Genomic DNA, 25,883 nt, shown 5'->3' on the forward strand with positions numbered 1-25,883 from the left:
ACGCGCTCCCGTCCGCACGGCCGCGGACGGGGCCGCTCTGGCATGATCGGCGCGTCCGGGCGCCCCGGAAATTCACCGGAATGGGAGACGATCGTCATTCGAGCGTCACACGACGTCGCATGGAATGGGCGTGGATTGGTCGTCCCCACCGCCGGAGTGCGCCGGGTAATTCATGCACCAGCGGGTGACTCGGGCGCCACGGAAATGACCGTCCGGCCAACTCGGCCGTCACCGCGGCGACACGTAGCGCAGCCGTGCGGCCACCGGCGGCACAGGTCACCGGCCCCGCACGCCGGTCGTGCGCGCAATCTCCGCGGCATACGGCGTTTGGAACCGGACGCGTTTTTCATACTTCCCAAAAACCCGACCCCATCCTCTAACATAGGGCGGTGCCGTTCCGCGGTGCCCGTTCCGCCCACGAGCAGACCCGTCGACTGGCTGGTGACCCCTTGGCCCAGGATTCAGCTGCCCCAACACCTCCGCCCGAAGGTGATCCGTCCGGACGGCTGATCGATTATCCCCGGCGCGGCGGCCCCACCGTCCTGCGAATTCTGCTCGGCGCCCAACTGCGCAGGCTCCGCGAGGACCGCGGCATCTCCACCGAGCAGGCCGGTTACGAGATCCGCGGCTCGCACTCCAAGATCAGCCGGATGGAGCTCGGCCGGGTCGGCTTCAAGGAGCGCGACGTCGCCGACCTGCTCACCCTCTACGGCGTCGACGACCCCGGTGAGCGCGCCCCGCTGCTGGAGCTGGCCAGGGAGGCCAACACCCCCGGATGGTGGCACCGGTACGGCGACGTTCTGCCGAGCTGGTTCGAGGTCTATCTCGGGCTGGAGGAGGCGGCCTCGCTGCTGCGCACCTACGAACTGCAGTTCGTCCCGGGGCTGCTGCAGACCGAGGACTACGCCCGCGCCGTCGTCCGCCTCGGCTTCTCCGACGCGGCCGACGACGAGGTCGAGCGGCGGGTCCAGCTCCGCACGATCCGGCAGGAGCGGTTCACCTCCCCCGGCGCGCCGACGCTGTGGGCCGTGGTGGACGAGGCGGTCGTCCGCCGCCCCCTCGGCGGACGCGACGTGATGCGGCGCCAGATCGAGCACCTGATCGAGGTGTCGGAGCGGCCCAACGTCACGTTGCAGATCGTGCCGTTCGGCGCGGGCGGACACGCCGCCGCAGGCGGTCCCTTCACGATCCTGCGATTCGCCGAGCCCGGCCTCTCCGACGTCGTGTACCTGGAGCAGCTCACCAGCGCGCTCTATCTCGACAAGCCGACGGACGTCGACACCTACATGCGCGCCATGAACAACCTCTGCATCACGGCCGCGCGCCCCGACGACACCGCGCGCCAGCTCACCCGGGTCCTCAACGACCTCTGACCGCTCGTCCCGCACGGCCCGCCCGCCGGCCACGGCGTCACCTGTGCCGCACGCGCGACGCCGCGCGACCTCGGCCGCGCCGTCCTCCGGCACCGGTGGTCGCGGGCCGGAATAGAAGCGTCCGCTCGGGAAGGCCATCAAGGGTCCGGAGGTTATGAGGACGGCCGCGCGGGGGGCGCGCGGCCATCCCGGAGCCTGAGCGAAGGAGCGACCATGCTGTTCGGCAAGGAGCACGTCGAGCGATACCAGGAGACGGACGGTGCGGAGGGGCACGAGTGGCAGGGAACCGTCACCCTGCTGCTCACCACGACCGGCCGCCGCAGCGGGAAGGAGCGCACCACGCCGCTCATCTACCAGACCGAAGGCGACGCGTACGTCGTCGTGGCGTCCTTGGGCGGCGCGGACCACAATCCGCTCTGGTACGAGAACCTCAAGGCGGACCCCGAGGTGAAGGTCCAGGTGAAGGGCGACAAGTTCACGGCGCGGGCCAGGACCGCGACGCCCGAGGAGAAGCCCGCGCTGTGGCGGAAGATGGCCGCGGTCTGGCCGGCGTACGACGACTACCAGCAGAAGACGACCCGGGACATTCCCGTGGTCGTCCTCGAACCCGCCTGAGCCGCGCGGTTCCCTTTCGCGGTGCGGGCGGGACGTGTAGCGTCGCCGTAGAACACTCATTCGACCATCGTCCGTCCGACGCAGCCCGAGGTGCCGAGGTGCCGACGTCACAGAGTGCTGACACCGAGCCGCCGCCACGGCTGCTGAGACGCTTCGAGATCGACGCGCCGGACGGCGTCGGCCCGGTCGCGGCCGGGCCCGGCGGCCGGCGCTGGCGCGTCGACACGGCCGGCGGCTCGTTCTTCCTGAAGGAGTACGCCGCGCCCGACCGGCGCCGCGTGCTGTTCCAGCACGCCGTGACGACCGCGCTCGACGAGGCCGGCCTTCCGGTGCTCGCGCCGATGCCCGCCCGCGGCGGCCGGACGCTGGTCACCGCCGTCGGGCGCGGCTACGTCCTGTATCCGTGGGTGGGCGGGCGAGGGCGCGGCGGGCTGGAGTTGACGTTCGGCCAGTGCGAGCGCCTCGGTGAGCTGCTCGGGCGGCTGCACGCGGCGCTCGACGGGATCACGCCGCCGGTGCAGCAGAGCCTGCTGGTGCCGACGCCGCGCGCCGCGGACGCGGCGGCCGCCGTCGAGGCGATGCTGCGGGACGTCCCGGGCGACGGCGGAACCGACTTCGAGGCGCTGACCGGCCGCCGCCTGCGGGAGCGGCGCGAACTGCTCACCGAGTTCGCCGGCCATCAGCCGCCCGAGATCGAGGTGAGCACCGTGGGCCATCTGCACGGCGCGTTCCACGCCGGGCACCTGCGGTACGGCGGGGCGGGCAACGTCACCGCCGTCCTCGGCTGGGACGGGCTGGCGACCGGCCCGGTCGCCGGCGAGGTCGTGCGGGCGGCGGCGCGGCTGTTCACCTGCGGGGACGAGCGGGGCCTCGACCTCGACCGCGTCCAGGCGTTCGTGCGCGGCCACCGCTCGGCGTTCCCGCTGGACGCGGGGCAGATCCAGTCGGCGGTGCACCGCGAATGGTGGGAGCGGCTCTGCGACGTGGCGCCGCTGCGGCACCGGTACCTGGGCGAGGACGGCACCGGCGAGCGGGGCCTCGCCGCCCTGGTGACCTGGTGGTCGGCCCAGCTGGACCGCACCCTGGACGCGTTCGCGGCGCCCTACACCGCGATGTACGCGGAGACGCCCGGCGACAGTCCCGCCTACGGCTAGCCGGCACCGCACGGTCCGCCCGTTCCGGGGTGGCAGGCAGACATTGTTTCGACAAGCCATTGTTCCAACGAGCATGTTCCAAAGGCATGATCCAATACAGGCAGTCCGCAGAGGAGTGGGAGACATGACCGCAGTCGCGTTGCTCGGCACCGGGATCATGGGCGCCGCGATGACCCGCACGCTGCTCAGGGACGGGCACCAGGTCACGGTGTGGAACCGCACCCCGTCGCGCGCCGAACCGCTCGCGGACGACGGCGCGGCCGTGGCGGGCTCCCCCGCCGAGGCCGCCGGCGGCGCCGAGGTGGTCATCACGATGCTGGACGGCGGTGAGACGGCGCTGTCGGTCATGATGGACGCGTCGCCGTCGCTGCGGCCGGGGCAGGTCTGGGCGCAGATGGGCACGGTCGGCGTCGCGTCCGTGCCGCTGCTCGCCGGGTTCGCCGCCGACCAGGGGCTCATCTTCGTCGACGCGCCCGTCCAGGGCACGAAGCAGCCCGCCGAACAGGGGAAACTGGTCGTCCTCGCGGCGGGGCCGCCGGACGCGCGGACCGTCCTCGAGCCGGTGTTCGGCAGCGTCGGCGCCAAGACGTTCTGGCTGGACGAGGACGGGGCGGGCGGCGCGGGCACCCGCCTCAAGCTGGCCGCGGTGAGCTACGCGATCTCGCTGACGTCCGTCGTCGCCGAGTCGGTCGCGCTGACGAAGGGTCTCGGGCTCGACCCGGCCCTGCTCGGCGAGGTCCTCACCGGCGGCCCGCTCGACTGCGTCTACCTGCAGACGAAGATGAAGGCCATGCTCGCGGACGACTTCGAGCCGAGCTTCGCCGTCCGCACCGCGGAGAAGAACACCCGGTTGATCCACGAGGCCGCCGAGGCCGCCGAGATCCGGGTGGACGTCAACGACGCGGCGGGCGCGCGGTTCCGCCGCGCCATCGCCCAGGGGCACGGCGACGAGGACATGGCCGCCACGTACCGCGCGAGCTTCCCCGGCTGACCTCGGCGGGGACCTCGCAAAACTGGAAAACGCTGGAACTGTCTGGAAGCTCCTGTACTGTCTGCCGCATGTTCCGGCCCCCCGGCGTCCCGACCCCCGACGAACTGGAGGCGCGCATCACCGAGCTGCGCGCCGCCGTGCGGCGGGCCATGGCGACCGGCGACCGGCGGGAGGCCCGCGACCTGCGCGCCGAGCTGCGCGAGGCCGAGACGGCCTGGGACGACGCCGTCCTCGGAGACGGCACCCCCGGCGACCGGACCACCGGTGGCCGCACCACCAATGACCGGACCACCGGCGGTCGCGGCGGCGAGGAACCCGGCGCCGGTTCGCGCGGGCTGCTGCCCGTCCGGGAGCAGGTCCACCAGGCGCTGACCCTGCTCGGCGCGCCCGCCGCGCCGAAGCTGATCGGGTCGGTGTACGCCGCGTTCTTCCCCGGCGAGATCCCGGGGAGCCGGCTGACGAGCCTGCGCCGCGACGAGGAACGCTCGTTCCGCACCGCGCCGTACGCGCGGCCCTACTACCTGTGCGCCGCGCTGACCGCCGATCTGCTCGCCCCGGCCCGCGGGCTGCTCACCGTGAGCACGTGGCCGCTGGAGCAGCGGATCGTCGGGCCCCTCAGCCCCCGCACGGACTTCCTCACGTCCGCCGCCCGCCTCGCCGAGCACGCGGGCCGGGGGACGCCGTCCCCCGATGTGCAGCGGCTGCTGTGGCGTTTCGCGTCCAACATTCCCGGCGCGGTCACCGATACGGTCGGTACCGTCGATCCGGCCGTGCTCGCCGAGGCCGCCGAAGCCGAACTGGACGTGCACCGGGGACAGGACCGGCGGCGGCGCGCGTCCGCCGCCGGGCGCGCCCGGGCGCAGCTCGACGACGCGGAGCTGCTGTTCGGCAGCCGGCTGCGGGCCCTGCGGCGGTCCGGACGGCGCCCTGCCAGCAACGGAGAAACAGACCGATGACCGAGACCGCGCCGGACCTGGACCGGCTGCGCGGCGGCGCTCCCCCGCGCAATCACGACGCCCGCACGATCGCCGCGCTGACGTCCAATCCCGGCTGCGCCCGCCGCGGGGTGATGGACGCGGCGGGCGTCGACAAGGACGCGGTGGCCCGGGAGCTGGGCTTCCCCGCGCCGTTCGGGCAGTCCCAGTTCGCGATCACGCGCGGGAACGTGTTCGAGGCGCAGGTGAAGGCGGACGGGTGCGCGGAGCTGCTGACGCTGCTGCGCGAGCGGCTCGGCCTGGACGTCCCCGAGGTGGCCTACGACGACCTGGAGGTGGTCGCGGGCAACGAGGGCCGGGAGCTGCGGCATTCGCGGACCCGGCGGCTGGTCGCCCGCGCGCTGGAGACGGGTGAGGGCACGCTGTTCGATCATCCGCTGCTGCGGCTGGACATCGCCGGGCGGCTCGCCTATCTGGAGCCGGACGTCATCGCGTTCCAGTTCGCGGGGCGGCTGCACGTCATCGAGATCAAGTCGTTCGCCGTGGTGGACGGGCAGGCCGAGCCGGAGCAGGTCGCCGCGGCGGCGCGGCAGTCCGCGGTGTACGTGCTGGCGCTGCGCCGGCTCGTCGCCGAACTGGGGCACGATCCCGGGCGGGTGTCGCACGACGTGTTCCTCGTGTGCCCGGAGAACTTCTCCAACCGCCCGACGGCGACGCCGCTGGACGTGCGGCCGCAGCTCGCCGTCCTGGAGCGGCAGCTCGCGCGCATCACCCGCATCGACGAGATCCTGGCGGAGCTGCCCGGCGACCTGACGTTCGAGCCCGGGGACGGGCTCGCCGAGTCGGTCCGCGCGGTCGAGGCGCGGTACGCGCCGGAGTGCATGTCGGGCTGCGAGATGGCGCTGTTCTGCCGGAAGGAGGCGCGTACGGACGGGTCGACGGGTGCGCTGGGCCGGTCCGTCCGCGACGACCTCGGCGGCGTCGACACGATCCGTACCGCGCTCGCCCTGGCGGACGGGTCGCTCACCCCGTCCGACGACCTCGCGGAGACGGCCGATCAGCTGCGCACCGCGGCCCGCCTCCGCGCCGAAGCCCTGGAAGGGGTCGCGTGATCGGTACATGAGCGCGCTGTCCTCGCTCGCGCGGCTGGAGGCGGCGGCGGCCGGGATCGCGCGGCCGGTCGCGACGGTGCGGCACTGCCACCTGCCGGACGCGCCGCTGGTGCTCGTCCCGCTGAAGCTGGCCGGTGAGGCGGCGGCGCCGCTGGCGGTGCTGGCCGGGAGCCGGCCGGACGATCCGGCGCTGCTGATCGTGCCGCAGCCGCGCAACCGGGACCTGCGGTTCGCGTTCGCCGCCGACCTCGCCAAGCTCGTGCTGAACCACATCGAGACGAGCCGCGGCGAGGTGGAGGAGCTGCCGCCCGGCAAGGAGGGCGAGGAGCGGATCCGGTACGGGGACGCGCCCCAGCTTCTCGTGCCGAACCGGGGCGGTGTCGCGTTCCTGCGGATGGTGGGGCGGTCGACGCGGTTCCGCAGCACGGAGGGCCGGTACGCGGTGGACCCGGCGGTCCCGGTGCTCGGCCGGTGGCTGACATGGTTCGCCGACCGGTACGACCATCCCGGGTCGTCGCTGCTGGGCGCCATGACGGAGATGCTGCGGATGCACTGGGCGACGGGTCAAAGTTCGCTGGAGGACGGCAACCTCGCGGCGCTGATGGGCTGGATCGACCCGCCGGACGGGCTGGACGGCCCGGCCGCGGCGGCGCGCGCCGAGGACCCGGTGACATGCCCGCCGGCGGGGCCGACGACCGACCCGACGTTCGACAACGAGGTCCTCGCCCCGGCGATCGCCGCCTACGACCGGGCGGGCGGCGGCTCCCGCGCCGAGGAGCGGCTGCGCACGGTCCTCGCCGGCCAGCTCACCCCGACGTGGGACCTGATGTGGCGGGCCGTCGCGCTGCTGCGCGCGCTGCCGGAGGGGGCGAGCGTGCCGAAGCGGTGGGAGCGCGACCGGGACGCCTTCACCTACTACCACCAGACGTTCGGCGAGGCGTATCCGCAGGCGCGCCGCGACCCGCCCGTCCGCGCGGCGCGGCGGCTGCACGACCTCGAACGCGCCCAGGACGCCTACGACGCGCAGCGCGCCTTCGACGACCCGCTCGTCATGGCCGAGCACCGGCTGGCGGGCCAGGCGTTCGGCGGCGTGGTCACCGAATGCGACCCGGCCCGCCTCGACGAGACGGGCAAGCGGCCGAAGCTCCGCCCGCACTTGCGGGTCGGCACGCGGGATCCGGTGCGGCTCGACGCCGGGACGACCGTGTGCAACGCCGCGCGGCCGGCGCTCAAGGGGAGGATCGTGGAGTTGGACGACGGAGCCGTGCTGCTGGAGCTGACCGGTGGGATGGGCCGCAAGCTCACCCCCGAGCCGGGCGCCGTCCCCCAGGTCGGGGACCGGGTGTGCTTCACCTCGCTGACCGAGGGTTCGTTCGGCGCGGCGAAGTTCCCCGACCGTGACGACACGCCGTGGACGCACGGCGGGCCGCCCGAGGAGTACGTGCCGACCCACGAGGACGCCGAAGAGGAATGGTCTTGACCGGACATGCGGGCCGCCACCTGATGCCGGTGGCGGCGGACGAGCTGGACCCGTCCGAGGCGGCGGCGCGGGTCGTGGACGACGTCCTCGCCGATCTCGGCGGCGGGCACCGCGGCGTGGTGGTCGACTCCCCGCCCGGCGCCGGGAAGTCCACGCTGGTCGTCCGCGCCGCCGCGCACCTGGCCGCGGCCGGCGAGCGCCTGATGATCGTGGCGCAGACGAACGAGCAGGTCGACGACCTCATCGAACGCCTCGCCGGCAAGCACCCGGACGTGACGCTCGGCCGCCTGTCGGCGTCGGGGTACGTGCCGTCCGAGCGGGTCATGGCGCATCCGGCGGTGCGGGTCGCGCAGAAGGCCGGCGACCTGGCCGAGCACACCGTCGTGATCGCCACCGCCGCGAAGTGGGCGACGCTGCCGGACGGGTCGTGGCCGTGGGCGATCGTGGACGAGGCGTACCAGATGCGCTCGGACATGCTGCTGCGCATCGCCGGCCGGTTCGAGCGGGCGCTGTTCGTGGGCGACCCCGGGCAGCTCGACCCGTTCTCCACCGTCGAGGTGGAGCGCTGGGCGGGCTTGGCGTGGGACCCGATGCGCAGCGCCGTGTCCGTCCTGCTGGCGCACAACCCGGACCTGCCCGTCCACCGGCTCCCGGTGTCGTGGCGGCTGCCCGCGTCCGCCGCGCCGGTGGTGTCGGAGGCGTTCTACCCGTTCACCGGGTTCCGCGCCGGAACCGGACCGGGCGACCGGCGGCTGGAGTTCGGGGCGCGCGGCATGGGCACCACCTACGACCAGGCGCTCGAAGAGGCGGCGGCGACGGGCTGGGCCTTCTACGAGCTGCCGGCGCGGCACACGCTGCGGACCGACGCCGAGGCGGTGCGCGCGACGGCGGCCCTGGCCGTCCGGCTGCTGCAGCGCGGTCCCGTCGCGCACTCCGAACTCGGGTCGGGCCCGGTCGACGCGGCGCGCGTCGCGATCGGCGCGGCCCACCGCGACCAGGTCACCGCGATCCGCGCCGCGCTCGGCCGCCACGGCGAGGGCATCACCGTCGACACCGCGAACCGGCTTCAGGGCCGCGAGTACGACGCGACGGTCGTGCTGCACCCGCTGTCGGGGCGCCGCGACGCCACCGCCTTCCATCTGGAGTCCGGGCGCCTGTGCGTCCTGGCGTCCCGGCACCGGCACGCGTGCGTGGTGGTGGCGCGGGCGGGCATCCCCGAACTGCTCGACGCGCATCCGTCCGCCGAACCGGTGCATCTCGGCGTGCCGGTGAAGTTCCCGGACGGCTGGGAGGCCAACCAGGCCGTCCTCGCGCACCTGGCGCGCCACCGCGTCCCCGCCGGCTGACCACGGCCGGTGGTCACGCGGGAGCCACCGGAAGTGAAGAGTCAAGGAAGATCTTCCACGTGCCCGGGTTCGCGGTGCCCGGGTACGAGCGAGGGCCCCGGACGGATACTGTGAGAGGCCGGTGCCTCAGCGATCAGGGGAGGGACATGGAGGACATCGGCTTCATGTGCGCCCGCTGCGGCGGCGAGGTGCACGACGTCACCCACAACCGGGAAGGTTCGCTCGACGGAGTGGGCTACCGCCACAACCGGCGGGTGGAGCCGTGGGACCACGAGCTGGAGCTCGCCGTCGGCGAACCCGCCCCGCAGGACCAGGGCTGCGACTTCTGCGGCACACCGGGGCCGAGCTGGCTCTACTACCCCACGCTGGACCCCGAGGACACCGACATGTTCGAGGTCGAACTGGACACCACGCAGCTGTCGGACGACGACACCGCCGTCGCCGTCCTCAACATGCTCTACCCGTGGTACGCCTGCGACACGTGCTCCGTCCTCGTCGCCGACCGCAACATCGACGTCCTCATCGACCGCGCCCTCGACCGCACCCCCGTCCACGAGGACGGCCCCGTCGACGAGGAGACCGTCCGCGCACGCCTCAAGGGCTCCCTCTCGGTGTTCTTCACCACGCGTCCCGGCCGCCCCCAGCCGTCGCGCGCCGTGTAGCCCCGTTTTACCCGCCTCCTTCGCGCATTGGCGGCCTCCTCCATCGCCGGGGGTGGTGGGACGAAGTGTCGGAGCGGGTCATTAAGATCGGTGCCGTTTTATTGGGGTGTGCGTTACCACGGGGGACACGGTGATCATTGACGGGCGGTTCCACGGGCCGGACGGGTCCGGGAACGGCGGATATGTGGCGGGGCGCCTCGCGGGGCGGGTGCCGATCGACACGGTGACGGTGACGCTGCGGCGGCCGCCGCCACTGGACACCGAGATGACCGTCACGGCCGAGGACGAGCGCGGGCACAGCGTGCGGCTCTGGGACGGGGAACTGCTGATCGCGGAGGCGCTCGCGGGGGCGATCGTGGTGCCGCCCATCGCACCCGTCCCGTTCGAGCGGGCGCTGGAGGCCGCGGAGAAGTACCGGGCGGCGGAGAGCCACCCGTTCCCCGGCTGCTTCGTGTGCGGGCCGGAGCGGGAGCCGGGCGACGGGCTGCGGCTCGAACCGGGGCCGGTCGCCGACGCCACGGTCGCGGCGCCGTGGGTGCCGGAGCGGGTGCCGGAGCGGGAACTGGTGTGGGCGGCGCTCGACTGCCCCGGCGGATGGTCGTTCGACGTGGCCGAGCGTCCTGCCGTACTCGGCACGATGACCGCCCAGGTGATGGGCGTGCCCGAGGCCGGGGAGCGGTGCGTCGTGCTGGGGCTCGCGCGCAGCCGCGAGGGCCGCAAGATGCACGCGGCGACGGCGCTGTACGGGGCGGACGGGCGGCTGCTGGGCCGCGCCGAGCAGATCTGGATCGAGATCGACCCGGAGCGGTTCGGGCGCTGACCCTCGGCGGCCGATGATCCGTTCGCGGCCGGCCCGGTCCGGTTCCGCATGGTTTCCGGAAATGTGTCGCCGGACATTGTCGGGGCGGCCGGTTCCGCTGTTCAATTTGAGCTTCCGCGAAAACGGAGGCGGGTCTGATGAGCGGAAACGTTCTACTGCTCCTGGGGGTCGCCGCCCTGGCGATCTACATGGGAGTGCACTGGGAACGCGCCCGCCGCGCCGTGTGGGACCTGCGGCTCAGCCGGCGGCGGATCGTCGGCCTGCGGCAGGCGGCGGCGCGGGAACGCGGCCATGTCGCGATGATCTGGGCGGTCGCGGCCCTGGCGCTGTTCCTGGCGGTCAGGTACGGCTGAGCCGGGGCCGCGCGTCCGTCAGGGGCCGGTGAAGAGGGGGTCCTCCCGGTCCGCGCCGTTGACCGGGCGGGCGTGGTTCGGGGGGCCGGCGCCGGGCACGGGGGTGTTCCCGGTGTTCGGACCGGGCGTCCCGTTCGGGGCTGGCGTCCCGTTCGGACCGGGCGTCCCGTTGGGGACGGGCGCGCCGAGCGGCAGCGGGGGGCCGTGGTGCGCCTGCGGCATGCTCGGGACGGGCCCGCCCATCGGGGGCGGTCCCGGCGGCATGGCGGGCTGCGGTCCCGTGCCGTGCGGGTGGGCCGGCGGGGGCATCGGGTTGCCGCCGCCGGGCATCCGGCCGCCGGGCGGGACGCCGGACGACAGCGTGCTGTGCGTGAACTGGTCGATCTGGCGGCGGGCGCGGTCGGCCTCGGCGCGGGCCGCGTCGCGTTCCTCGGCGAGGGCGGTGAGCGCGGCCTGCTGCTCGGCCACCGACTGCGACAGCTGCCGCAGCTGAACCGCCTGGTCGTTGATCTTGCCGGTGAGCTCGTCCCGCTCGGCCGTCGCCGCCTGGGCGTGGGCCTGTGCGGCGTCGCGTTCCTTGGCGGCCTCGTCGGCGCGCGCCTTGGCGCGGACGACCTCCGCCTCCGCCTCGGACTGGGCGCGCAGGGCGGCGGTCCGCTCGGCCTCGGCCTTGCTGGCGGCCTGCATGGCGCGCTGCCGCTGCGCCTCGGTGTCGCGCATGGCGTTGCGGAGGTCCTCGGCGCCCTGCTTGGCGACGGCGGCCTCGACGCGCTGGGACTCGGCGGCGCCCTCGGCCTCGGCGAACCTGGCGTGCACGGCGACGAGTTCGGCGCGGGCGTTCTCCAGCGCGGCGAGCAGTTCGGTCTCGCGGGCCGCGACGCGGTCGCGCTCGCTTTCGGCGGCCAGCTTCGCGCTGATCGACTGCTGCGCGATCTGGTGGGCCTCCTCCCACGCCTGCTGCGCGGCGTCGCGCTTGGCGGTGGCGAGTTTCGCCTCCTCGCGGGCGCTCGCCGCGTCCCGCTCGGCGGTGTCCGCGCGCTGCCGGAACGTCGACGCCTCCTGCCACACCTCCTCGGCGCGGCGCTGGGACGCGTCGCGTTCGCTCTGCGCGATGGCGAGCTCGCGGGCGGCCTCGGCGCGCACCTCGGCGACGCGCCGCTCGACGCCGGCGACGCTCAGCTCGGACGTCAGGGAGTCGGCGAGCACGTCGGCGGCCTTCTCCAGCCGTTCGACCATCTCCCATGCCGAGGCGACCTGCCCGGTGAGGCCCGGCGCGTCCCGGCCGCGTTCCCTGCGGTCGCGCGCCTCGCGGGCGCAGGCACCGTCGTTGTCCTGGCAGTAGCGGACGGTGCGGACCGCTCCCATCGGCTGGGGCACGGGACGTCCGCAGTTGGCGCAGGGCCACACGGTGACCGGTTCGCCCATCCGGGCGACCGCCGTTTCGGCGGATCCGCCGGCCCCCCTGCCCCCGTCCCCCGCGCCTTCGGAGACCGCGCCGGCCTGGGGAACCGAAGCCGTCCCCTGGGGGCCGCTATTGTCGCGCTCTTCGCTGTTAGGCATGGAATGAACCTTACGCACTGATGCGCGGGACTGCAGTGACTTGAGTGGTACATGTGGGGGTGCCCACGTAGTAGCGAAGTTAGCAAAAACGGTCGGTCGCCTCGATGAGGCGGTCGCGGATGCCGGGCTCGGAGCCGCCGTGGCCGGCGTCCTCAACGATGTGGAACTCCGCCTCAGGCCAGGCGCGGTGCAGATCCCAGGCCTGGTCCGGCGGGGTCTTCATGTCGTAGCGGCCGTTCACGATCACGGCGGGGATGTGCCGGATGCGGTCGACGCCCGCGAGCAGGCCGCCGTCCGGGAGGAAGCCGCCGCGGGAGATGTAGTGGTGCGTGATGCGGGCGAACGTCACGACGAGGGTGTCGTCCAGGTCCGGCGGGGGGACGGGCAGGAGCGTGTTCGCGGCGAGTTCCCAGCCGATCCACGCCCGGGACGCCGGGATGTGGACGGCGGGGTCCGGGTCGCCGATGCGGCGGCCGTAGGCGGCGATCAGGTCGTCCTGCTCGGCGGGCGGGACGGCCTCGCGGAACGCCGCCCACTCGGCGGGGAAGAGGTGCGCCGCGCCCGTCGGGGTGAACGCCCACGCCTCGTCCGGCGGGCGGACGAGGTACACGCCGCGCAGCACCATCTCCGACACGCGGCCCGGATGCGCCTGCGCGTAGGCGAGGGCGAGGGTGCTGCCCCAGCTTCCGCCGAACACGAGCCAGCGGTCGACGGCCAGGTGCTCGCGCAGCCGTTCCATGTCGGCGACCAGGTGTGGAGTGGTGTTGTTCTCCAGCGATACCGCCGGGTCGCCGGCGTTGGGGACGCTCTGCCCGCAGTTGCGCTGGTCGAAGAGCACGATGCGGTAGGCGGACGGGTCGAAGAACCGCCTGTTGTCGGGCAGCAAACCCCCACCGGGGCCGCCGTGCAGGAAGACGGCGGGTTTGCCGTCGGGGTTCCCGCAGGTCTCCCAGTAGATCCGGTTTCCGTCACCGACGTCGAGCAGCCCGGAATCATGCGGTTCGGCCGGTGGATAGAACTCCCGCAACCCCATGAGACCAGTCATACCCGACAATCGATCATGCCGGGGCGGGTCAGAGCTGGGCCATCGCCTTGCGGATGCGCTTGTCGGAGACGGGGAACCGCGTCCCGAGCTGCTGGGCGAAGAGGCTGACCCGCAGTTCCTCCAGCATCCAGCGGACCTGCCGCGCGGGCTCGTCGTCGCGGCGGGACGGGTGCAGGCGGCGCAGCGCCTGCTCGTACTCCTGCGCGAGGACGCCGACCTGGTGCGCGAGCATCCGGTCGCGGCCGGGGTTCTCGGGGAGCTTGTCGAGCCTGATCTGCAGGGCGCGCAGGTAGCGGGGCAGGTCGGGCAGCCGCGCCCATCCGGTCGCGGTGACGAACCCGGGATGGATGAGCGCCGCGAGGTTGCCGCGAATCTCGGTCAGCGCCGGGACGAGGGTGAGGCTCGTGGTGCCGCGCAGCCGCCGGTCGGCCTCGTGCGCCTCGGCCAGGATCCGTTCGACCAGCTCGACGATCTGCGCGGTCGCGTCGTGCAGGTCGGCGCGGACGCGGTCGTACAGGGCGCGGTAGCCGTCCTCGTCCCAGGCGGGCCCGCCGGCCCCGGCGATGAGCCGGTCGGCGGCGGCGGTGACGCAGTCGTCGAAGAGCGCGGTGACCGAGCCGTGCGGGTTGTGGCTGAGCGCGAGCTTGCCCTTGTTGGTGAGCCGGCCCCGGATGAGCTTCACCGGCGACGGCGCGTTCAGCAGGATGAGCCGCCGCGTGCCGAGCCACATGGCGCGGCGCTGCTCCGCCTCCGTCTCGTACATGCGGACGGCGACGCCGTCGCCCTCGTCGGTGAGGGCCGGGTACGCCTTGACGTCGTAGCCCGCCTGCTTCTGCTCGTAGGTGCGGGGCAGCTCCCCGATCGTCCAGTCGGTGAGCCCGGAGCGTTCGATGGTGGACGCCGCCTTGGACAGCGTCCCGCGGACCTTGCCCGCGAGGCGGCGTTTCAGCTCGTCCAGGTCGGTGCTCTCGCCGAGCGTGCGGCCTCCTCCGTTGGAGCCGTCGTCCACGACGCGGAACGTGATGCGCAGGTGGGCGGGGAGCCGGGACGGGTCCCATGCCTCCCGGGCGACGGGCACGCTCGTCATCGCGGTCAGCTCGCGTTCGAGGGCGTCCAGGAGCGGCTCGGCGCGCGGCGCGACGCGGTCGAGGACCTTGCGGGCGTAGTCGGGCGCCGGGACGAAGTTGACGCGCAGCTGCTTGGGCAGCGACCGGATCAGCTCGGTGAGCAGCTCGGCGCGCAGGCCGGGGACGAGCCACTCGAACCCGTCCGGCCGCACCTGGTTGAGGACCTGGACGGGGACGTGCACGGTCACGCCGTCGGCGTCGGCGCCCGGCTCGAACTGGTAGGTGAGGCGCAGGCGCAGCGCGCCCTGCTTCCACACGTCCGGATAGTCGGCCTCGCTGACGCCGCCCGCGGTCTCGTTGATGAGCATCGACTTCTCGAACCCGAGGAGGTCCGGGTCCGCCTGCCGGGCCTTCTTCCACCAGGAGTCGAAGTGCCGCCCGGAGACGACGTCGTCGGGGATCCGCTCGTCGTAGAAGTCGAAGAGGGTCTCGTCGTCGACGAGGATGTCGCGGCGCCGGGCCCGGTGCTCCAGTTCCTCCACCTCGTCCAGCAGGGCGCGGTTGTCGTGGAAGAACCGGTGGTGGGTCTCCCAGTCGCCCTCGACGAGCGCGTGCCGGATGAACAGCTCGCGGGACAGCCCGGGGTCGATGCGGCCGTAGTTGACGCGGCGGTCGGCGACGATCGGCACCCCGTACAGCGTGACCTTCTCGCGCGCCATGACCGCGGCCTGCTTCTTCGACCAGTGCGGCTCGCTGTAGTTGCGTTTCACCAGGTGCTGTGCGAGCGGTTCGACCCACTCGGGCTCGATCCGGGCGTTGATCCGCCCCCAGAGCCGGGACGTCTCGACCAGCTCGGCCGACATGACCCAGCGCGGCGGCTTCTTGAACAGCGACGACCCGGGGAACACGGCGAACTTCGCGCCGCGCGCGCCGATGTACTCCAGGCCCCGGCGCTGCTTGTCCTTCTTGTCGACGTCGGCGAGCCCGATGTGCGACAGGAGGCCCGCGAGCAGCGAGGTGTGGATGCGGTCGGGTGCGGCGTCGGTGGTGTTGAGCGTGACTCCCAGGGACTTGGCGACCTGCTTGAGCTGGCCGTGCAGGTCCTGCCATTCGCGGATGCGCAGGAAGTGCAGGAACTCGCTCTTGCACATCCGCCGGAACGCGCTGCCGGACAGCTCCTGCTGCTGCTCGCGCAAATAGTTCCACAGGTTCAGGAACGCCAGGAAGTCGGACGTGGGGTCGGCGAAGCGGCGGTGCCTGTCGTCGGCGGCCTGCTGGTTCTCGGCGGGACGCTCCCGCGGGTCCTGGATGGACAGCGCCGACGCGATGATCAGCACCTCGCGGACGCAGCCGTTCTTGTCGGCCTCCAGGACCATGCGGCCCAGGCGCGGGTCGACGGGCAGCTGGGCGAGGCTGCGGCCGAGCGGGGTGAGCCGCTTGCGGGGGTCCTTCTCCGACGGGTCGATGGCGCCCAGCTCGTGGAGCAGGTCGACGCCCGCCTTGACGTTGCGGCGGTCCGGCGGCTCGACGAACGGGAACGCCGCGATGTCGCCGAGCCCGAGGGCCGTCATCTGCAGGATGACCGACGCGAGGTTCGTGCGCAGGATCTCCGGATCGGTGAACTCCGGGCGGGACTCGAAGTCCTCCTCGGAGTAGAGCCGGATGCACACGCCGTCGGACACGCGGCCGCAGCGTCCCTTGCGCTGGTTCGCCGACGCCTGCGAGACCGGCTCGATCGGGAGCCGCTGCACCTTCAGGCGGTGGCTGTAGCGGGAGATCCGGGCCGTGCCGGGGTCGACGACGTACTTGATGCCCGGGACGGTCAGCGACGTCTCGGCGACGTTCGTCGCCAGCACCACGCGCCGCCCGCGATGCGGCTGGAACACCCGGTGCTGCTCGGCCGACGACAGCCGCGCGTACAGCGGCAGGACCTCGGTCGCTCCGCGCTGCCGGGTGAAGTGCTTGGTCAGCGCGTCGGCGGTGTCGCGGATCTCCCGTTCGCCGCTGAGGAACACCAGCACGTCGCCGGGGTCCTCGCGGCCCAGTTCGTCCACGGCGTCGACGATCGCCTGGATCTGGTCGCGGTCGGGGTCGGCGGACGGGTCGTCCGGGTCGGCGACGGGCCGGTACCGGACCTCCACCGGATACGTGCGCCCCGACACCTCCACGATCGGCGCCCCGTCGAAGTGCTCGGAGAACCGCTCCGGATCGATCGTCGCCGAGGTGATGATCACCTTGAGGTCCGGACGGCGCGGCAGGATCTCCTTGATGTAGCCGAGCAGGAAGTCGATGTTCAGGCTGCGCTCGTGCGCCTCGTCGATGATCAGCGTGTCGTACCGGCGGAGCAGCCGGTCGGTCTGGATCTCGGCGAGCAGGATGCCGTCGGTCATCAGCTTGACGAGCGTGTCGTCGCCGGAGCGGTCGGTGAAGCGCACCTTGTAGCCGACGGCGTCGCCGAGCTCGGTGCCGAGCTCCTCGGCGATGCGGTCGGCGACCGTGCGGGCGGCGAGCCGGCGCGGCTGGGTGTGCCCGATCGAGCCGAGCACGCCGCGGCCCAGCTCAAGGCAGATCTTGGGGATCTGGGTGGTCTTGCCGGAGCCCGTCTCCCCCGCGACGATCACGACTTGGTTGTCGCGGATCGCGGCGAGGATGTCGTCCTTCTTCTGCGCGACCGGCAGCTGCGCCGGGTAGGTGATCGCGGGCACGGCGAGGCGCCGCCGCTCCACCCGCCGCCCGGCGGCCTCGATGTCGGCGGTGATCTCTTCGGCGACCTTGGCGCGCCGCCCGGCGTCGCGCATCTTCTCGGCGCCGTCGATCCGGCGGCGCAGCCGGTGCCGGTCGCGCAGCATCAACTCCGGCAGGCGCGCGCGCAGGTCGGCGAGCGGCGATCTCACAGGCGTCCTCATAATCATCGACAAGAATAGGATCCCGGGCCGCGCGGCCCGCCCCGCGGTGCCGAAGCCGCCGGGGCCGGGCCGAGGAGGCGGGTCCGCAATCTTCGCACCGTAACCGCCGCGCGCGACCGCGGCGATCGTTTTTCCGCGGGCCCGAAACCGACAACGCACCGCCGGGGATCCCCATTCCGTTCGCGTCCGGCTCCCCGGAGCCGGAACGGTGGGGCGCCCGCCAGAGCCCGCCCGTGCGGCTGAGGGAAGGACCGACTCCGCTGACGGCCCAGGAGACGAAACGAGGCCCCTGGAGAGCTCTGCCCAGGGGCCCATCACATCGGACGTGTTACGCGTCCGTGCCTTCTACTCGTCCGTGCCTTCGAGGCGGGCGACCACACGGGCCAGAACCCCGCTCATCTCCTCCTGCCGGGCGGCGATCTTGCCGATCTCCCCCATGAGCAGATTGACGGCCGACCCAAGCTCCTGCCGCACAGAGCCGATCTCCTGCCGCACAGAGCCGATCTCGTGCTTGAACTCGGACTTCAGCGAGTTCAGCTCCTGGTGGAGATAGTCCTTGGTGACCAGGTCCTGGAGGTCGTCCTTGGTCGCCAGGTCGGCGAGCGTGACCTGCTCGAGGGGCTTCGACGCCATGACGGGCATGCTACCTGTCCTCCTTGTTCCGGGGGGGTGTTCGCCGGTTGGCGAGTTCCACCTTGGCACACCCCGGGGACAATCCGTGCCCGGTCGATCACGCTGTGAAGTTCGGCCTAAAGTTGTGAAGACCGGGTCGGCAGGTCAGCGGAGGTCCAGGGCACCTGTTCTGATACGGCGGGAGAGGGCGTCCCACGCGTCTGGTGTGAAGGCCAGGGAAGGGCCGTCCGGGTTCTTGGAGTCGCGGACGGCGATCAAGCGCGCGTGTTCCGCGCACGCGCAGCCGAGCCCGGCCACTTCCACGCACTGGCCGCCCTGGTCACTGCTCCGCGTGCTCGTGCGCCACTGGGCTGCGGTGAGCCGGGCGACTTCCACGCAGTCGCCGCCCTGATCACTGCTTCGGCTGCTCTTGCGCCAGCGAATCTCACCGCTCATGGCCCTCCGATCATCCCTGCCATCATCTGGACGGATTCGTCGGGCGGGAGTGCGTTCGCGCGCAGGAGGTCGAGCCGAAGCCGGCAATCCTCGACCTCCCCCTCGGTTCCGATGATCTGCCCGCCCCCGAATGCCTCAGCGTAGGCCAGGTCCTTCTGGTCCGGAAGCGAGAACAAGGTCATCGGCCCGCTCATCCCCGCATGCCCTCCGGCGGCGAAGGGGAGCACCTGGATGACGATGTCCGGGGATTCGGAGGCTTGCACCAGCCAGGCGCACTGGTCGCGCATGACCTTGGCGCCACCGACCGGACGCCGCAGGACGGCCTCGTCGAGGATGACCCACAGGTATGGCGGGTTGTCGCGGTTGAGGATTTCCTGGCGCCTCATCCGGGCCGCCACGTGGCGTTCGATCTGCTCGTCGGTGTCACGGACCCGCCCGTTGCGGATCTGTGCGCGGGCGTACTCCTCCGTCTGGAGCAGGCCGGGCACGGCTTGCGGCTCCCACTCCAGCATCGCGGTGGCCTCGGACTCGACCTCGACGAACGGGCGGAACCACTCCAGGTAGGAGCTGTCGATGATGCGCTTCCAGAGGCGTGCGAGTGCGCCACCGGTGCCGAGGGCCCTGTCGGCCGCCTTGATGAGCTCCGGCTTGGGGGCGCGCCTGCCCTTCTCGATCATGCCGATCAGGGACGGTGACACGAAGGCCCTGCGGGCGAGCTGCTCCTGGGTGAAACCTGCCTGCTCGCGATAGAAGCACAGCTCATCGCCCCAGTAGGCGAGGGCCGCGCCGCCCGCGACCGTGGTGGTGCTCGACTTGCGGGACGCCATCGCCGACTCCCTCATCTCGTCGCCGCGTCTTCACTCGGGGGACCGTGGATCTCACAGATCTTCACAGGTGATGCGAAGACGCACTCAGAGTAAGCGGGCGGCGCCATTCTGTGGGGCATGACGACGATTTCCACCCCGCACGACCTCCGTGAGGAAGCGACCGAATTGGCCTTCGAGTGTGCGCCGCGCCGCTTCGCCCTCTGCTGGATCGGCTTCGAGGAGGACGACGGCGGCATTCTCGCCTGGGGGCTCCAATTCGGAACCGACCAGGCGGTGACTGCGGGGAGGGCGGGGGCGGCCTCGGCCGTTTCGCGTCCGCCGAGGACGCCCGCCGCCTCTATGCCCGCGCGAGAGAAGTCCTCCTCGTCTGGATCGACGAGGACGCCCCCTCGCCGCTTCCGGACGCGCCGTAGACGGTCAGCCGGCGCCGTAGACGGGTTCGGGGGCCGGGGCCTTCGCGAGGAGGCCCGTGACGATCTCGCCGACCTCGGCCGGGTCCCACTTGGCGCCCTTGTCGGCGGCGGGGCCGTGCCGGAAGGCGTCCATCACGCAGATCTTGCCGCCCTCGGCCTCGAAGACCCGTCCGGTCACGTCCCGCGACTGCGCGGACCCGAGCCACACGACGAGCGGGGAGACGTTCTCCGGCGCCATGGCGTCGAACTCGCCCTCCGCCGGGGCGGCCATCGTCTGCGCGAAGACCTCCTCGGTCATCCGGGTGCGGGCGGCGGGCGCGATCGCGTTGACCGTCACCCCGTAGCGGCCGAGTTCGGCGGACGCGACGAGCGTCAGGCCGACGATGCCGGCCTTGGCGGCGGAGTAGTTGCCCTGGCCGACGCTGCCGAGCAGGCCCGCGCCGGACGAGGTGTTGACGACCCGGGCGTCGACCGGGCGGCCCGCCTTGCTCTCGGCGCGCCAGTACCGCCCGGCGTGCTTGAGCGGCAGGAAGTGGCCCTTGAGGTGGACGCGCATGACGGCGTCCCACTCGTCCTCGCCGAGGTTGACCAGCATGCGGTCGCGCAGGAACCCGGCGTTGTTGACGAGGGTGTCCAGCCGCCCGAACGTCCCGGTCGCCGCGGCGACCAGCGCGGCCGCGCCGGCGTCGGTGGCGATGTCGTCGGTGCTGGCCACGGCCCGCCCGCCGAGGGCCTCGATCTCCCGGACGACGTCGTGCGCCGGCCCCTCCGAGGCGTCGCCGGTGCCGTCCCGCGCGACGCCCAGGTCGTTGACGACGACGAGGGCGCCCTGCCGGGCGAACTCCAGGGCGTGCGCGCGGCCGAGCCCGCGCCCGGCGCCGGTGACGGCGACCACCCGGTCCTTGCAGATCATCGCGACTCCTTCTGTGCTCACGCTTGTTGGGGGTTCACGGCTTGTTGGCGGTGGCGGCGTCCAGGAAGGCGGGGCGCTCTCCCCCGCCGTGCAGGAGCACCGACGACCCGGTGACATAGGACGCGAGGTCGGACGCGAGGAACACGCAGGCGGCGCCGACGTCGTACGGATCGGCGAGGCGGCCGAGCGGGACGGTCCGCTCCACCGCCGCGATGCCCGCCTCGTCGCCGTAGTGCAGATGCGACGACTCGGTGCGGACCATGCCGACCGTCACGGAGTTGACGCGGATGTGCGGCGCCCACTCGACGGCCAGGGACGTGGTGAGGCTCTGCAGGCCGGCCTTCGCGGCGCCGTAGGCGGCGGTGCCGGGCGACGGCCGCTGCCCGCTCACGCTGCCGATGTTGACGACGGAGCCGCCGCCGCCCTCCAGCATCCGCGGCCGCAGCGCCCGCGCCATGATCAGCGCCGAGGTCAGGTTCAGTTCGATGATCTTGATGTGGGTGCGCAGCTCGCCGTCGGCGAGCGGCAGGAACGGGGCGCCGCCGGCGTTGTTGACCAGGATGTCGGCGCGGTCCAGCCCGTCCGCGAAGGCCTGCGCGGCGGCCGGGTCGCGGGCGTCCAGCGAGACGAACCTCGCCGTCCGGCCGCCCGCCTCCGGAAGCGACTCCGGCTCGCGCCGGGCCACCGCGACGACATCGGCGCCCGCCTCGAGGAGGGCGCGGCTGATCCCGGCGCCGACCCCCCGCACACCGCCGGTGACCACGGCGGTCTTGCCGCCCAGATCGAGCGTCAGTGCCATCGCGTCTCCCGTGGCATAGCGCCTCCCTTGTCCGCCTCTGCTACCTTCTGTTCTAACAAATGTTTGGTGGAAAGGTAGCGCATGGGAGTCTCCACCACGACCCTGGACGGGGTCGCCGAGATCGTCGTGGACGCTCCGCCGGTCAACGCCCTGACCGTCGCGGGCTGGTACGAACTGGCCGACGCGATCCTCGCCGCGGGCCGCGACCCGGAGGTCGGCGCCGTCGTGCTCCGCGCCGGGGGCCGCGGCTTCAACGCGGGCGTCGACATCAAGGAGATGCAGAACACCGAGGGCCACGCCGCCCTGGTGTGGGCCAACCGCGGCTGCTACGCGGCGTTCGCCGCCGTCTACGACTGCGAGGTCCCGGTCGTCGCGGCCGTCCACGGATTCTGCCTCGGCGGCGGGATCGGCCTCGTGGGCAACGCCGACATCGTGGTCGCCTCGCAGGACGCCTACTTCGGCCTCCCGGAGGTCGACCGGGGCGCGCTCGGCGCCGCCACCCACCTCGCGCGGCTCGTCCCGCAGCACCTGATGCGCGCGATGGTCTACACGTGCCGCAACGTCACGGCGGACGAGCTGCACCGCCACGGCTCGGTGCTGGAGGTCGTCCCGGCCGGCGAGCTGCGCGCCAAGGCCATGGAGGTCGCCGCGAACATCGCCGCGAAGGACAGGTACGTCATCCGGCGCGCCAAGGAGTCGCTGAACGGCATCGACCCGGTCGACGTGAAGCGCAGCTACCGCTACGAGCAGGGGTTCACGTTCGAGCTCAACCTCGTCGGCGCCGGCGACGAGCACCGCGACGCCTTCGTCGCCAAGGGGGCCAAGTGAGCAAGGTTCTGTCCATCGAGGAGGTCGCCGGGTCGCTGGAGAGCGGCATGACGATCGGGATCGGCGGCTGGGGCTCGCGGCGCAAGCCGATGGCGCTCGTCCGGGCGATCCTCCGCTCCCCCGTCACCGACCTCACCGTGGTCTCCTACGGCGGGCCGGACGTGGGGCTGCTGTGCGCCGCGGGCAAGATCCGGCGGCTCGTCACCGCGTTCGTGACGATGGACACGGTGCCGCTGGAGCCGCATTTCCGGCAGGCGCGGCAGTCGGGTTCGATCGAGCTGACCGAGTACGACGAGGGCATGTTCATGTTCGGGCTGTACGCGGCGGCGCACCGGCTGCCGTTCCTGCCCACCCCCGTGGGCCTCGGCTCCGACGTGCTGAGGGTCAACCCGGAGCTGAAGACGATCCGGTCGCCGTACGAGGACGGCCGGGAACTCGTCGCCGTCCCGGCCCTGACGATGGACGTGGCGCTCGTGCACATGAACCGCGCCGACGCCCGCGGCAACGCCCAGTACCTCGGCCCGGACCCGTACATGGACGACCTGTTCGCCAAGGCGGCGGACCGCACCTACGTGTCGTGCGAGCGGCTCGTCGACACCGCCGACTTCGCCAAGGAGGGGCCGATACAGTCCCTCCTGATCAGCCGGTCGCACGTGACGGGCGTCGCGGAGACGCCCAACGGGGCGCATTTCACCGACTGCGCACCCGACGCCGGGCGGGACGAGGCGTTCCAGAAGCTCTACGCCCAGTCGGCGGCCGACCCGGACAAGTGGGCGGCGTTCCAGGACCGCTTCCTGTCCGGCGACGAGGCCGCCTACCAGGACGCCGTCCGGGTCTGGCAGGAGGAATCCCGATGAGCACCACGAGCAGCACCGCAGGCAACACCGCGGGCAGCACCACGGGCAGCACCACGGGCACCGTCACGCGGGCCGAGGTCTGCGCGGCCGCGTGCGCCGACCTGTTCCGGGGCGACGGCGAGATCGTCGCGGCGGCGGTCGCCGGGTTCGTGCCGATGCTGGGGTCCCGGCTGGCGCGGGCCACGTTCGAACCGGACCTGCTGACCACCGACGGCGGGCCGGCGCTGAGCGCCGAACCCGTCCCGCTCGGCGCACCAGCGGCGACGGCCGAGGGCTGGCTGCCGTTCCGCGACCACCTGTGGCTCGTCCTCAACGGGCGGCGGCACGTGGTGATGGGGCCGAGCCAGATCGACGCTCACGGCAACACCAACATCTCGTGCATCGGCGACTGGGAGCGCCCGGCGCGGCAGCTCCTCGGCGTGCGCGGCGGGCCGGGCAACACGCTGCTGAACACGACGAGCTACTGGGTGCCGAAGCACTCGACGCGGGTGTTCACCGAGAAGGTCGACATGGTGAGCGGCGTCGGCTGGGACCGGGGCGCGCACGAGATCCGCGCCGTGGTGAGCAACCTCGCCGTCCTCGACTTCGACACCCCGGACAGGCGGATGCGGCTCCGGTCGGTGCATCCCGGCGTGAGCGTCGGCGACGTCGTGGCCGCCACGGGCTTCGAACTGGCCGTCCCGGACGAGGTGCCGGAGACGCGGCTGCCCGGCGGCGAGGAGCTGCGCATCATGCGCGAGGTCCTGGACCCCAAGGGTCTGCGAGAGAGGGAAGTGCCCGCATGAACGAAGCGAACCGGGGAGAGCAGGAGGCCGTCCCCCCGCAGGCGGCGGGCATGGGCGAGCAGGTGCTCGACACCCCGCTGACGCGGCTGGCCGGCGTGCGGCACCCGGTCGTCCAGACCGGCATGGGCTGGGTGGCCGGCCCGCGGCTCGTCACCGCCGTCGCGAACGCCGGTGGCCTCGGGATCCTCGCCTCGGCGACGATGACGCTCGACCAGCTCGCCGACGCGATCCACGAGGTCAAGGACCGCACGGACGCGCCGTTCGGCGTCAACCTGCGCGCCGACGCCGGCGACGCGGGCGACCGCATCGACCTCCTGATCAAGGAGGGCGTGAAGGTCGCCTCGTTCGCGCTCGCACCGAAGAGGGAGCTGATCGCCAAGCTGAAGGACGCCGGGCTCGTGGTGATCCCGTCGGTCGGCGCGCGCCGGCACGCGGAGAAGGTCGCGGGCTGGGGCGCCGACGCCGTCCTGGTGCAGGGCGGCGAGGGCGGCGGCCACACCGGTCCCGTCGCCACGACGCTGCTGCTGCCGCAGGTCGTGGACGCGGTGGACATCCCGGTGATCGCCGCCGGCGGCTTCTTCGACGGACGCGGCCTCGCCGCCGCCCTGGCCTACGGGGCGGCGGGCGTCGCGATGGGCACCCGGTTCCTGCTGACGTCCGACAGCTCGGTGCCGGACGCGGTCAAGCGCGTGTATCTGGAGACCGGCGAGACCGTGGTGACCCGGCAGGTGGACGGGATGCCGCACCGGGTGCTGCGCAGCGAGCTGGTCGACACCCTGGAGGGTTCGGGCCGCGTCGGCGGGCTGGTGCGGGCGCTGCGCAACGGCGCCCGATTCAAGAAGCTGACCGGGATGTCATGGCGCGAGATGATCGCCGACGGGAAGGCGATGAAGCACGGCAAGGAACTGTCGTGGTCGCAGGTCCTCATGGCCGCCAACACGCCGATGCTGCTGAAGGCGGCCATGGTGGACGGCCGTCCCGACCTCGGCGTGATGGCGTCCGGCCAGGTCGTCGGCGTCATCGACGACCTGCCCGGCTGCGGTGACCTGATCGAGGGGATCGTGAAGCAGGCGGCGGAGGCGATCGCCGCCCAGAGCTCGTACCTGGTGCGGGTTCGTACCTGACGCGGCCGACGGACCGATCCGGCAGGGTCAGCGGACGCGGGCGACCCCGCCGAGGTAGGTCGCCCTGCCGAAGTCGAAGTCCCCGCCGCCGTCCTGCCGCCAGTCCTCGACGGGCGCCAGGCCGGGCGGCAGCAGCTCGGCCCCCGCGAACAGCGAGCCGATCTGCGCGCGGCTGCGGAACGTGAAGCCCCCCGCCGTGGTCCGGCTGTAGAGGCCGTCGACCCCGGCCAGCTCGTCGTCGTGTCCCTCTCCGGGGAAGACGTGCGAGATGATCACGTGGCTGCCGGACGGCAGGCTCTCGCACAGACGGCGGGTGATCCGCGTGACGTCCGCGTCATCGGAGACGAACTGCAGGATGGCGCACATGATCAAGGCGATGGGCTGGTCGAAGTCGATCCGGGAGCGCAGCGCGGGGTCGGCGAGCAGCGCCTCCGGGTCGCGCAGATCGCCCTCCAGAACCACGGTCCGCGGATTGTCGGCGAGCAGCGCCCGCGCGTGGACGAGCACGATCGGGTCGTTGTCGACGTAGACGATCTGCGCGTCCGGGGCCTCGCGCAGCACGACCTGGTGCACGTTCTCCTGGGTGGGCAGCCCGGTGCCGATGTCGACGAACTGCCGGATGCCGAGGCCGGTCAGCATCGTCACGGCGCGGCCGAGGAAGGCGCGGTTGGCGCGGGCCGCCAGCCGGACGTCGTTGCCGACCTCCCTGCTGATGGCGATGACCTTGTCCGCGGCCTCCCGGTCGGCGAGGTAGTTGTCCTTGCCGCCCAGGTAGTAGTCGTACATCCGCGCGACGCTCGGAACGTTCGGGTCGATGCCCGAGGGCACCTGCTCGTCACTGCTCACATGC

24 protein-coding genes are annotated in these 25,883 nt (G+C 72.7%); 15 read left to right on the forward strand and 9 right to left on the reverse strand.

Translation table 11 applies throughout. The features are described from left to right. The first annotated feature begins 506 nt into the window (after positions 1–506). The 11 genes from ACGFK0_RS34635 to ACGFK0_RS34685 all read left to right on the forward strand — a co-directional run bounded on the left by ACGFK0_RS34635 (position 507) and on the right by ACGFK0_RS34685 (position 10,841). A complete protein-coding gene (locus ACGFK0_RS34635; RefSeq protein WP_392912775.1) occupies positions 507–1,373 on the forward strand; it encodes a helix-turn-helix domain-containing protein in 867 nt (288 codons plus the stop codon). A 213-nt stretch (positions 1,374–1,586) separates the two neighbouring features. Further along, the gene (locus ACGFK0_RS34640) at positions 1,587–1,988 is read left to right on the forward strand and encodes a nitroreductase family deazaflavin-dependent oxidoreductase (RefSeq protein ID WP_392912724.1); all 402 of its coding nucleotides are present in this window, start codon (positions 1,587–1,589) and stop codon (positions 1,986–1,988) included. Between the two features lie 98 nt (positions 1,989–2,086). Continuing rightward, the gene (locus ACGFK0_RS34645; RefSeq protein ID WP_392912725.1) at positions 2,087–3,142 is read left to right on the forward strand and encodes a phosphotransferase enzyme family protein; all 1,056 of its coding nucleotides are present in this window, start codon (positions 2,087–2,089) and stop codon (positions 3,140–3,142) included. Positions 3,143–3,266: 124 nt separating this feature from the next. Continuing rightward, on the forward strand, positions 3,267–4,133 hold the full coding sequence (locus tag ACGFK0_RS34650) for an NAD(P)-dependent oxidoreductase (RefSeq protein WP_392912726.1): 867 nt from the start codon (positions 3,267–3,269) through the stop codon (positions 4,131–4,133). A 68-nt stretch (positions 4,134–4,201) separates the two neighbouring features. After that, positions 4,202–5,089 (forward strand): hypothetical protein, encoded by an 888-nt coding sequence (locus ACGFK0_RS34655; protein ID WP_392912727.1) that lies wholly within the window; start codon positions 4,202–4,204, stop codon positions 5,087–5,089. Continuing rightward, positions 5,086–6,180, forward strand: a complete 1,095-nt coding sequence (locus ACGFK0_RS34660) for a hypothetical protein (RefSeq protein WP_392912728.1) — start codon at positions 5,086–5,088, stop codon at positions 6,178–6,180. The genes ACGFK0_RS34655 and ACGFK0_RS34660 overlap by 4 nt, the downstream gene beginning before the upstream one ends. A 7-nt stretch (positions 6,181–6,187) precedes the next feature. Next, positions 6,188–7,660: a hypothetical protein gene (locus ACGFK0_RS34665; RefSeq protein WP_392912729.1), complete on the forward strand. Its 1,473-nt coding sequence runs from the start codon at positions 6,188–6,190 to the stop codon at positions 7,658–7,660. Between the two features lie 23 nt (positions 7,661–7,683). Then, positions 7,684–9,006: an AAA family ATPase gene (locus ACGFK0_RS34670; RefSeq protein ID WP_392912776.1), complete on the forward strand. Its 1,323-nt coding sequence runs from the start codon at positions 7,684–7,686 to the stop codon at positions 9,004–9,006. Between the two features lie 146 nt (positions 9,007–9,152). After that, positions 9,153–9,668 carry a hypothetical protein gene (locus tag ACGFK0_RS34675; protein WP_392912730.1) on the forward strand — a complete coding sequence of 172 codons (516 nt, stop codon included), beginning with the start codon at positions 9,153–9,155 and terminating at the stop codon, positions 9,666–9,668. Between the two features lie 130 nt (positions 9,669–9,798). After that, on the forward strand, positions 9,799–10,488 hold the full coding sequence (locus ACGFK0_RS34680) for a hypothetical protein (RefSeq protein WP_392912731.1): 690 nt from the start codon (positions 9,799–9,801) through the stop codon (positions 10,486–10,488). A 137-nt stretch (positions 10,489–10,625) separates the two neighbouring features. Beyond that, positions 10,626–10,841, forward strand: a complete 216-nt coding sequence (locus ACGFK0_RS34685) for a hypothetical protein (RefSeq protein WP_392912732.1) — start codon at positions 10,626–10,628, stop codon at positions 10,839–10,841. A gap of 18 nt (positions 10,842–10,859) precedes the next feature. On the opposite strand, the gene ACGFK0_RS34690 is transcribed toward ACGFK0_RS34685, so the two are convergent. The 8 genes from ACGFK0_RS34690 to ACGFK0_RS34725 all read right to left on the reverse strand — a co-directional run bounded on the left by ACGFK0_RS34690 (position 10,860) and on the right by ACGFK0_RS34725 (position 21,439). Further along, positions 10,860–12,401, reverse strand: coding sequence for a chromosome segregation ATPase (locus ACGFK0_RS34690; protein ID WP_392912733.1), 1,542 nt, complete (start codon positions 12,399–12,401; stop codon positions 10,860–10,862). Positions 12,402–12,480: 79 nt separating this feature from the next. Then, a complete protein-coding gene (gene pip, locus ACGFK0_RS34695; RefSeq protein WP_392912777.1) occupies positions 12,481–13,428 on the reverse strand; it encodes a prolyl aminopeptidase in 948 nt (315 codons plus the stop codon). Between the two features lie 46 nt (positions 13,429–13,474). Continuing rightward, the gene (gene hrpA, locus ACGFK0_RS34700; RefSeq protein ID WP_392912734.1) at positions 13,475–17,407 is read right to left on the reverse strand and encodes an ATP-dependent RNA helicase HrpA; all 3,933 of its coding nucleotides are present in this window, start codon (positions 17,405–17,407) and stop codon (positions 13,475–13,477) included. A gap of 357 nt (positions 17,408–17,764) precedes the next feature. Beyond that, positions 17,765–18,052: a hypothetical protein gene (locus ACGFK0_RS34705; protein ID WP_392912735.1), complete on the reverse strand. Its 288-nt coding sequence runs from the start codon at positions 18,050–18,052 to the stop codon at positions 17,765–17,767. Between the two features lie 144 nt (positions 18,053–18,196). Next, the gene (locus ACGFK0_RS34710; protein ID WP_392912737.1) at positions 18,197–18,487 is read right to left on the reverse strand and encodes a DUF397 domain-containing protein; all 291 of its coding nucleotides are present in this window, start codon (positions 18,485–18,487) and stop codon (positions 18,197–18,199) included. Then, positions 18,484–19,314: a helix-turn-helix transcriptional regulator gene (locus ACGFK0_RS34715; RefSeq protein WP_392912738.1), complete on the reverse strand. Its 831-nt coding sequence runs from the start codon at positions 19,312–19,314 to the stop codon at positions 18,484–18,486. Before ACGFK0_RS34715 ends, ACGFK0_RS34710 begins: the two co-directional genes overlap by 4 nt. Positions 19,315–19,731: 417 nt before the next feature. After that, positions 19,732–20,640, reverse strand: coding sequence for an SDR family oxidoreductase (locus tag ACGFK0_RS34720; protein ID WP_392912739.1), 909 nt, complete (start codon positions 20,638–20,640; stop codon positions 19,732–19,734). 34 nt (positions 20,641–20,674) lie between these two features. After that, entirely contained in the window at positions 20,675–21,439 is a 765-nt protein-coding gene (locus ACGFK0_RS34725) for an SDR family oxidoreductase (protein WP_392912740.1), read from the reverse strand. An 81-nt stretch (positions 21,440–21,520) separates the two neighbouring features. Between ACGFK0_RS34725 and ACGFK0_RS34730 the strand changes: the two genes are divergently transcribed. Genes ACGFK0_RS34730 through ACGFK0_RS34745 form a run of 4 tightly spaced genes read left to right on the forward strand, consistent with a single transcriptional unit; the run spans position 21,521 to position 25,033 of the window. Further along, complete coding sequence (locus ACGFK0_RS34730; protein WP_392912741.1) at positions 21,521–22,267, forward strand: enoyl-CoA hydratase family protein; 747 nt, start codon at positions 21,521–21,523, stop codon at positions 22,265–22,267. Further along, positions 22,264–23,124 carry a CoA transferase subunit A gene (locus ACGFK0_RS34735; RefSeq protein WP_392912742.1) on the forward strand — a complete coding sequence of 287 codons (861 nt, stop codon included), beginning with the start codon at positions 22,264–22,266 and terminating at the stop codon, positions 23,122–23,124. Before ACGFK0_RS34730 ends, ACGFK0_RS34735 begins: the two co-directional genes overlap by 4 nt. Beyond that, a complete protein-coding gene (locus tag ACGFK0_RS34740; RefSeq protein WP_392912743.1) occupies positions 23,121–23,909 on the forward strand; it encodes a CoA-transferase subunit beta in 789 nt (262 codons plus the stop codon). Before ACGFK0_RS34735 ends, ACGFK0_RS34740 begins: the two co-directional genes overlap by 4 nt. Before the next feature lie 50 nt (positions 23,910–23,959). Beyond that, positions 23,960–25,033 carry an NAD(P)H-dependent flavin oxidoreductase gene (locus tag ACGFK0_RS34745; protein WP_392912778.1) on the forward strand — a complete coding sequence of 358 codons (1,074 nt, stop codon included), beginning with the start codon at positions 23,960–23,962 and terminating at the stop codon, positions 25,031–25,033. 27 nt (positions 25,034–25,060) lie between these two features. Here ACGFK0_RS34745 and ACGFK0_RS34750 read toward each other — a convergent pair whose 3' ends face one another. After that, entirely contained in the window at positions 25,061–25,879 is an 819-nt protein-coding gene (locus ACGFK0_RS34750; RefSeq protein ID WP_392912744.1) for an SAM-dependent methyltransferase, read from the reverse strand. Positions 25,880–25,883: the final 4 nt, after the last annotated feature.

The organism is Spirillospora sp. NPDC048823, assembly GCF_043198445.1.
Taxonomy (GTDB): Bacteria; Actinomycetota; Actinomycetes; order Streptosporangiales; family Streptosporangiaceae; genus Spirillospora.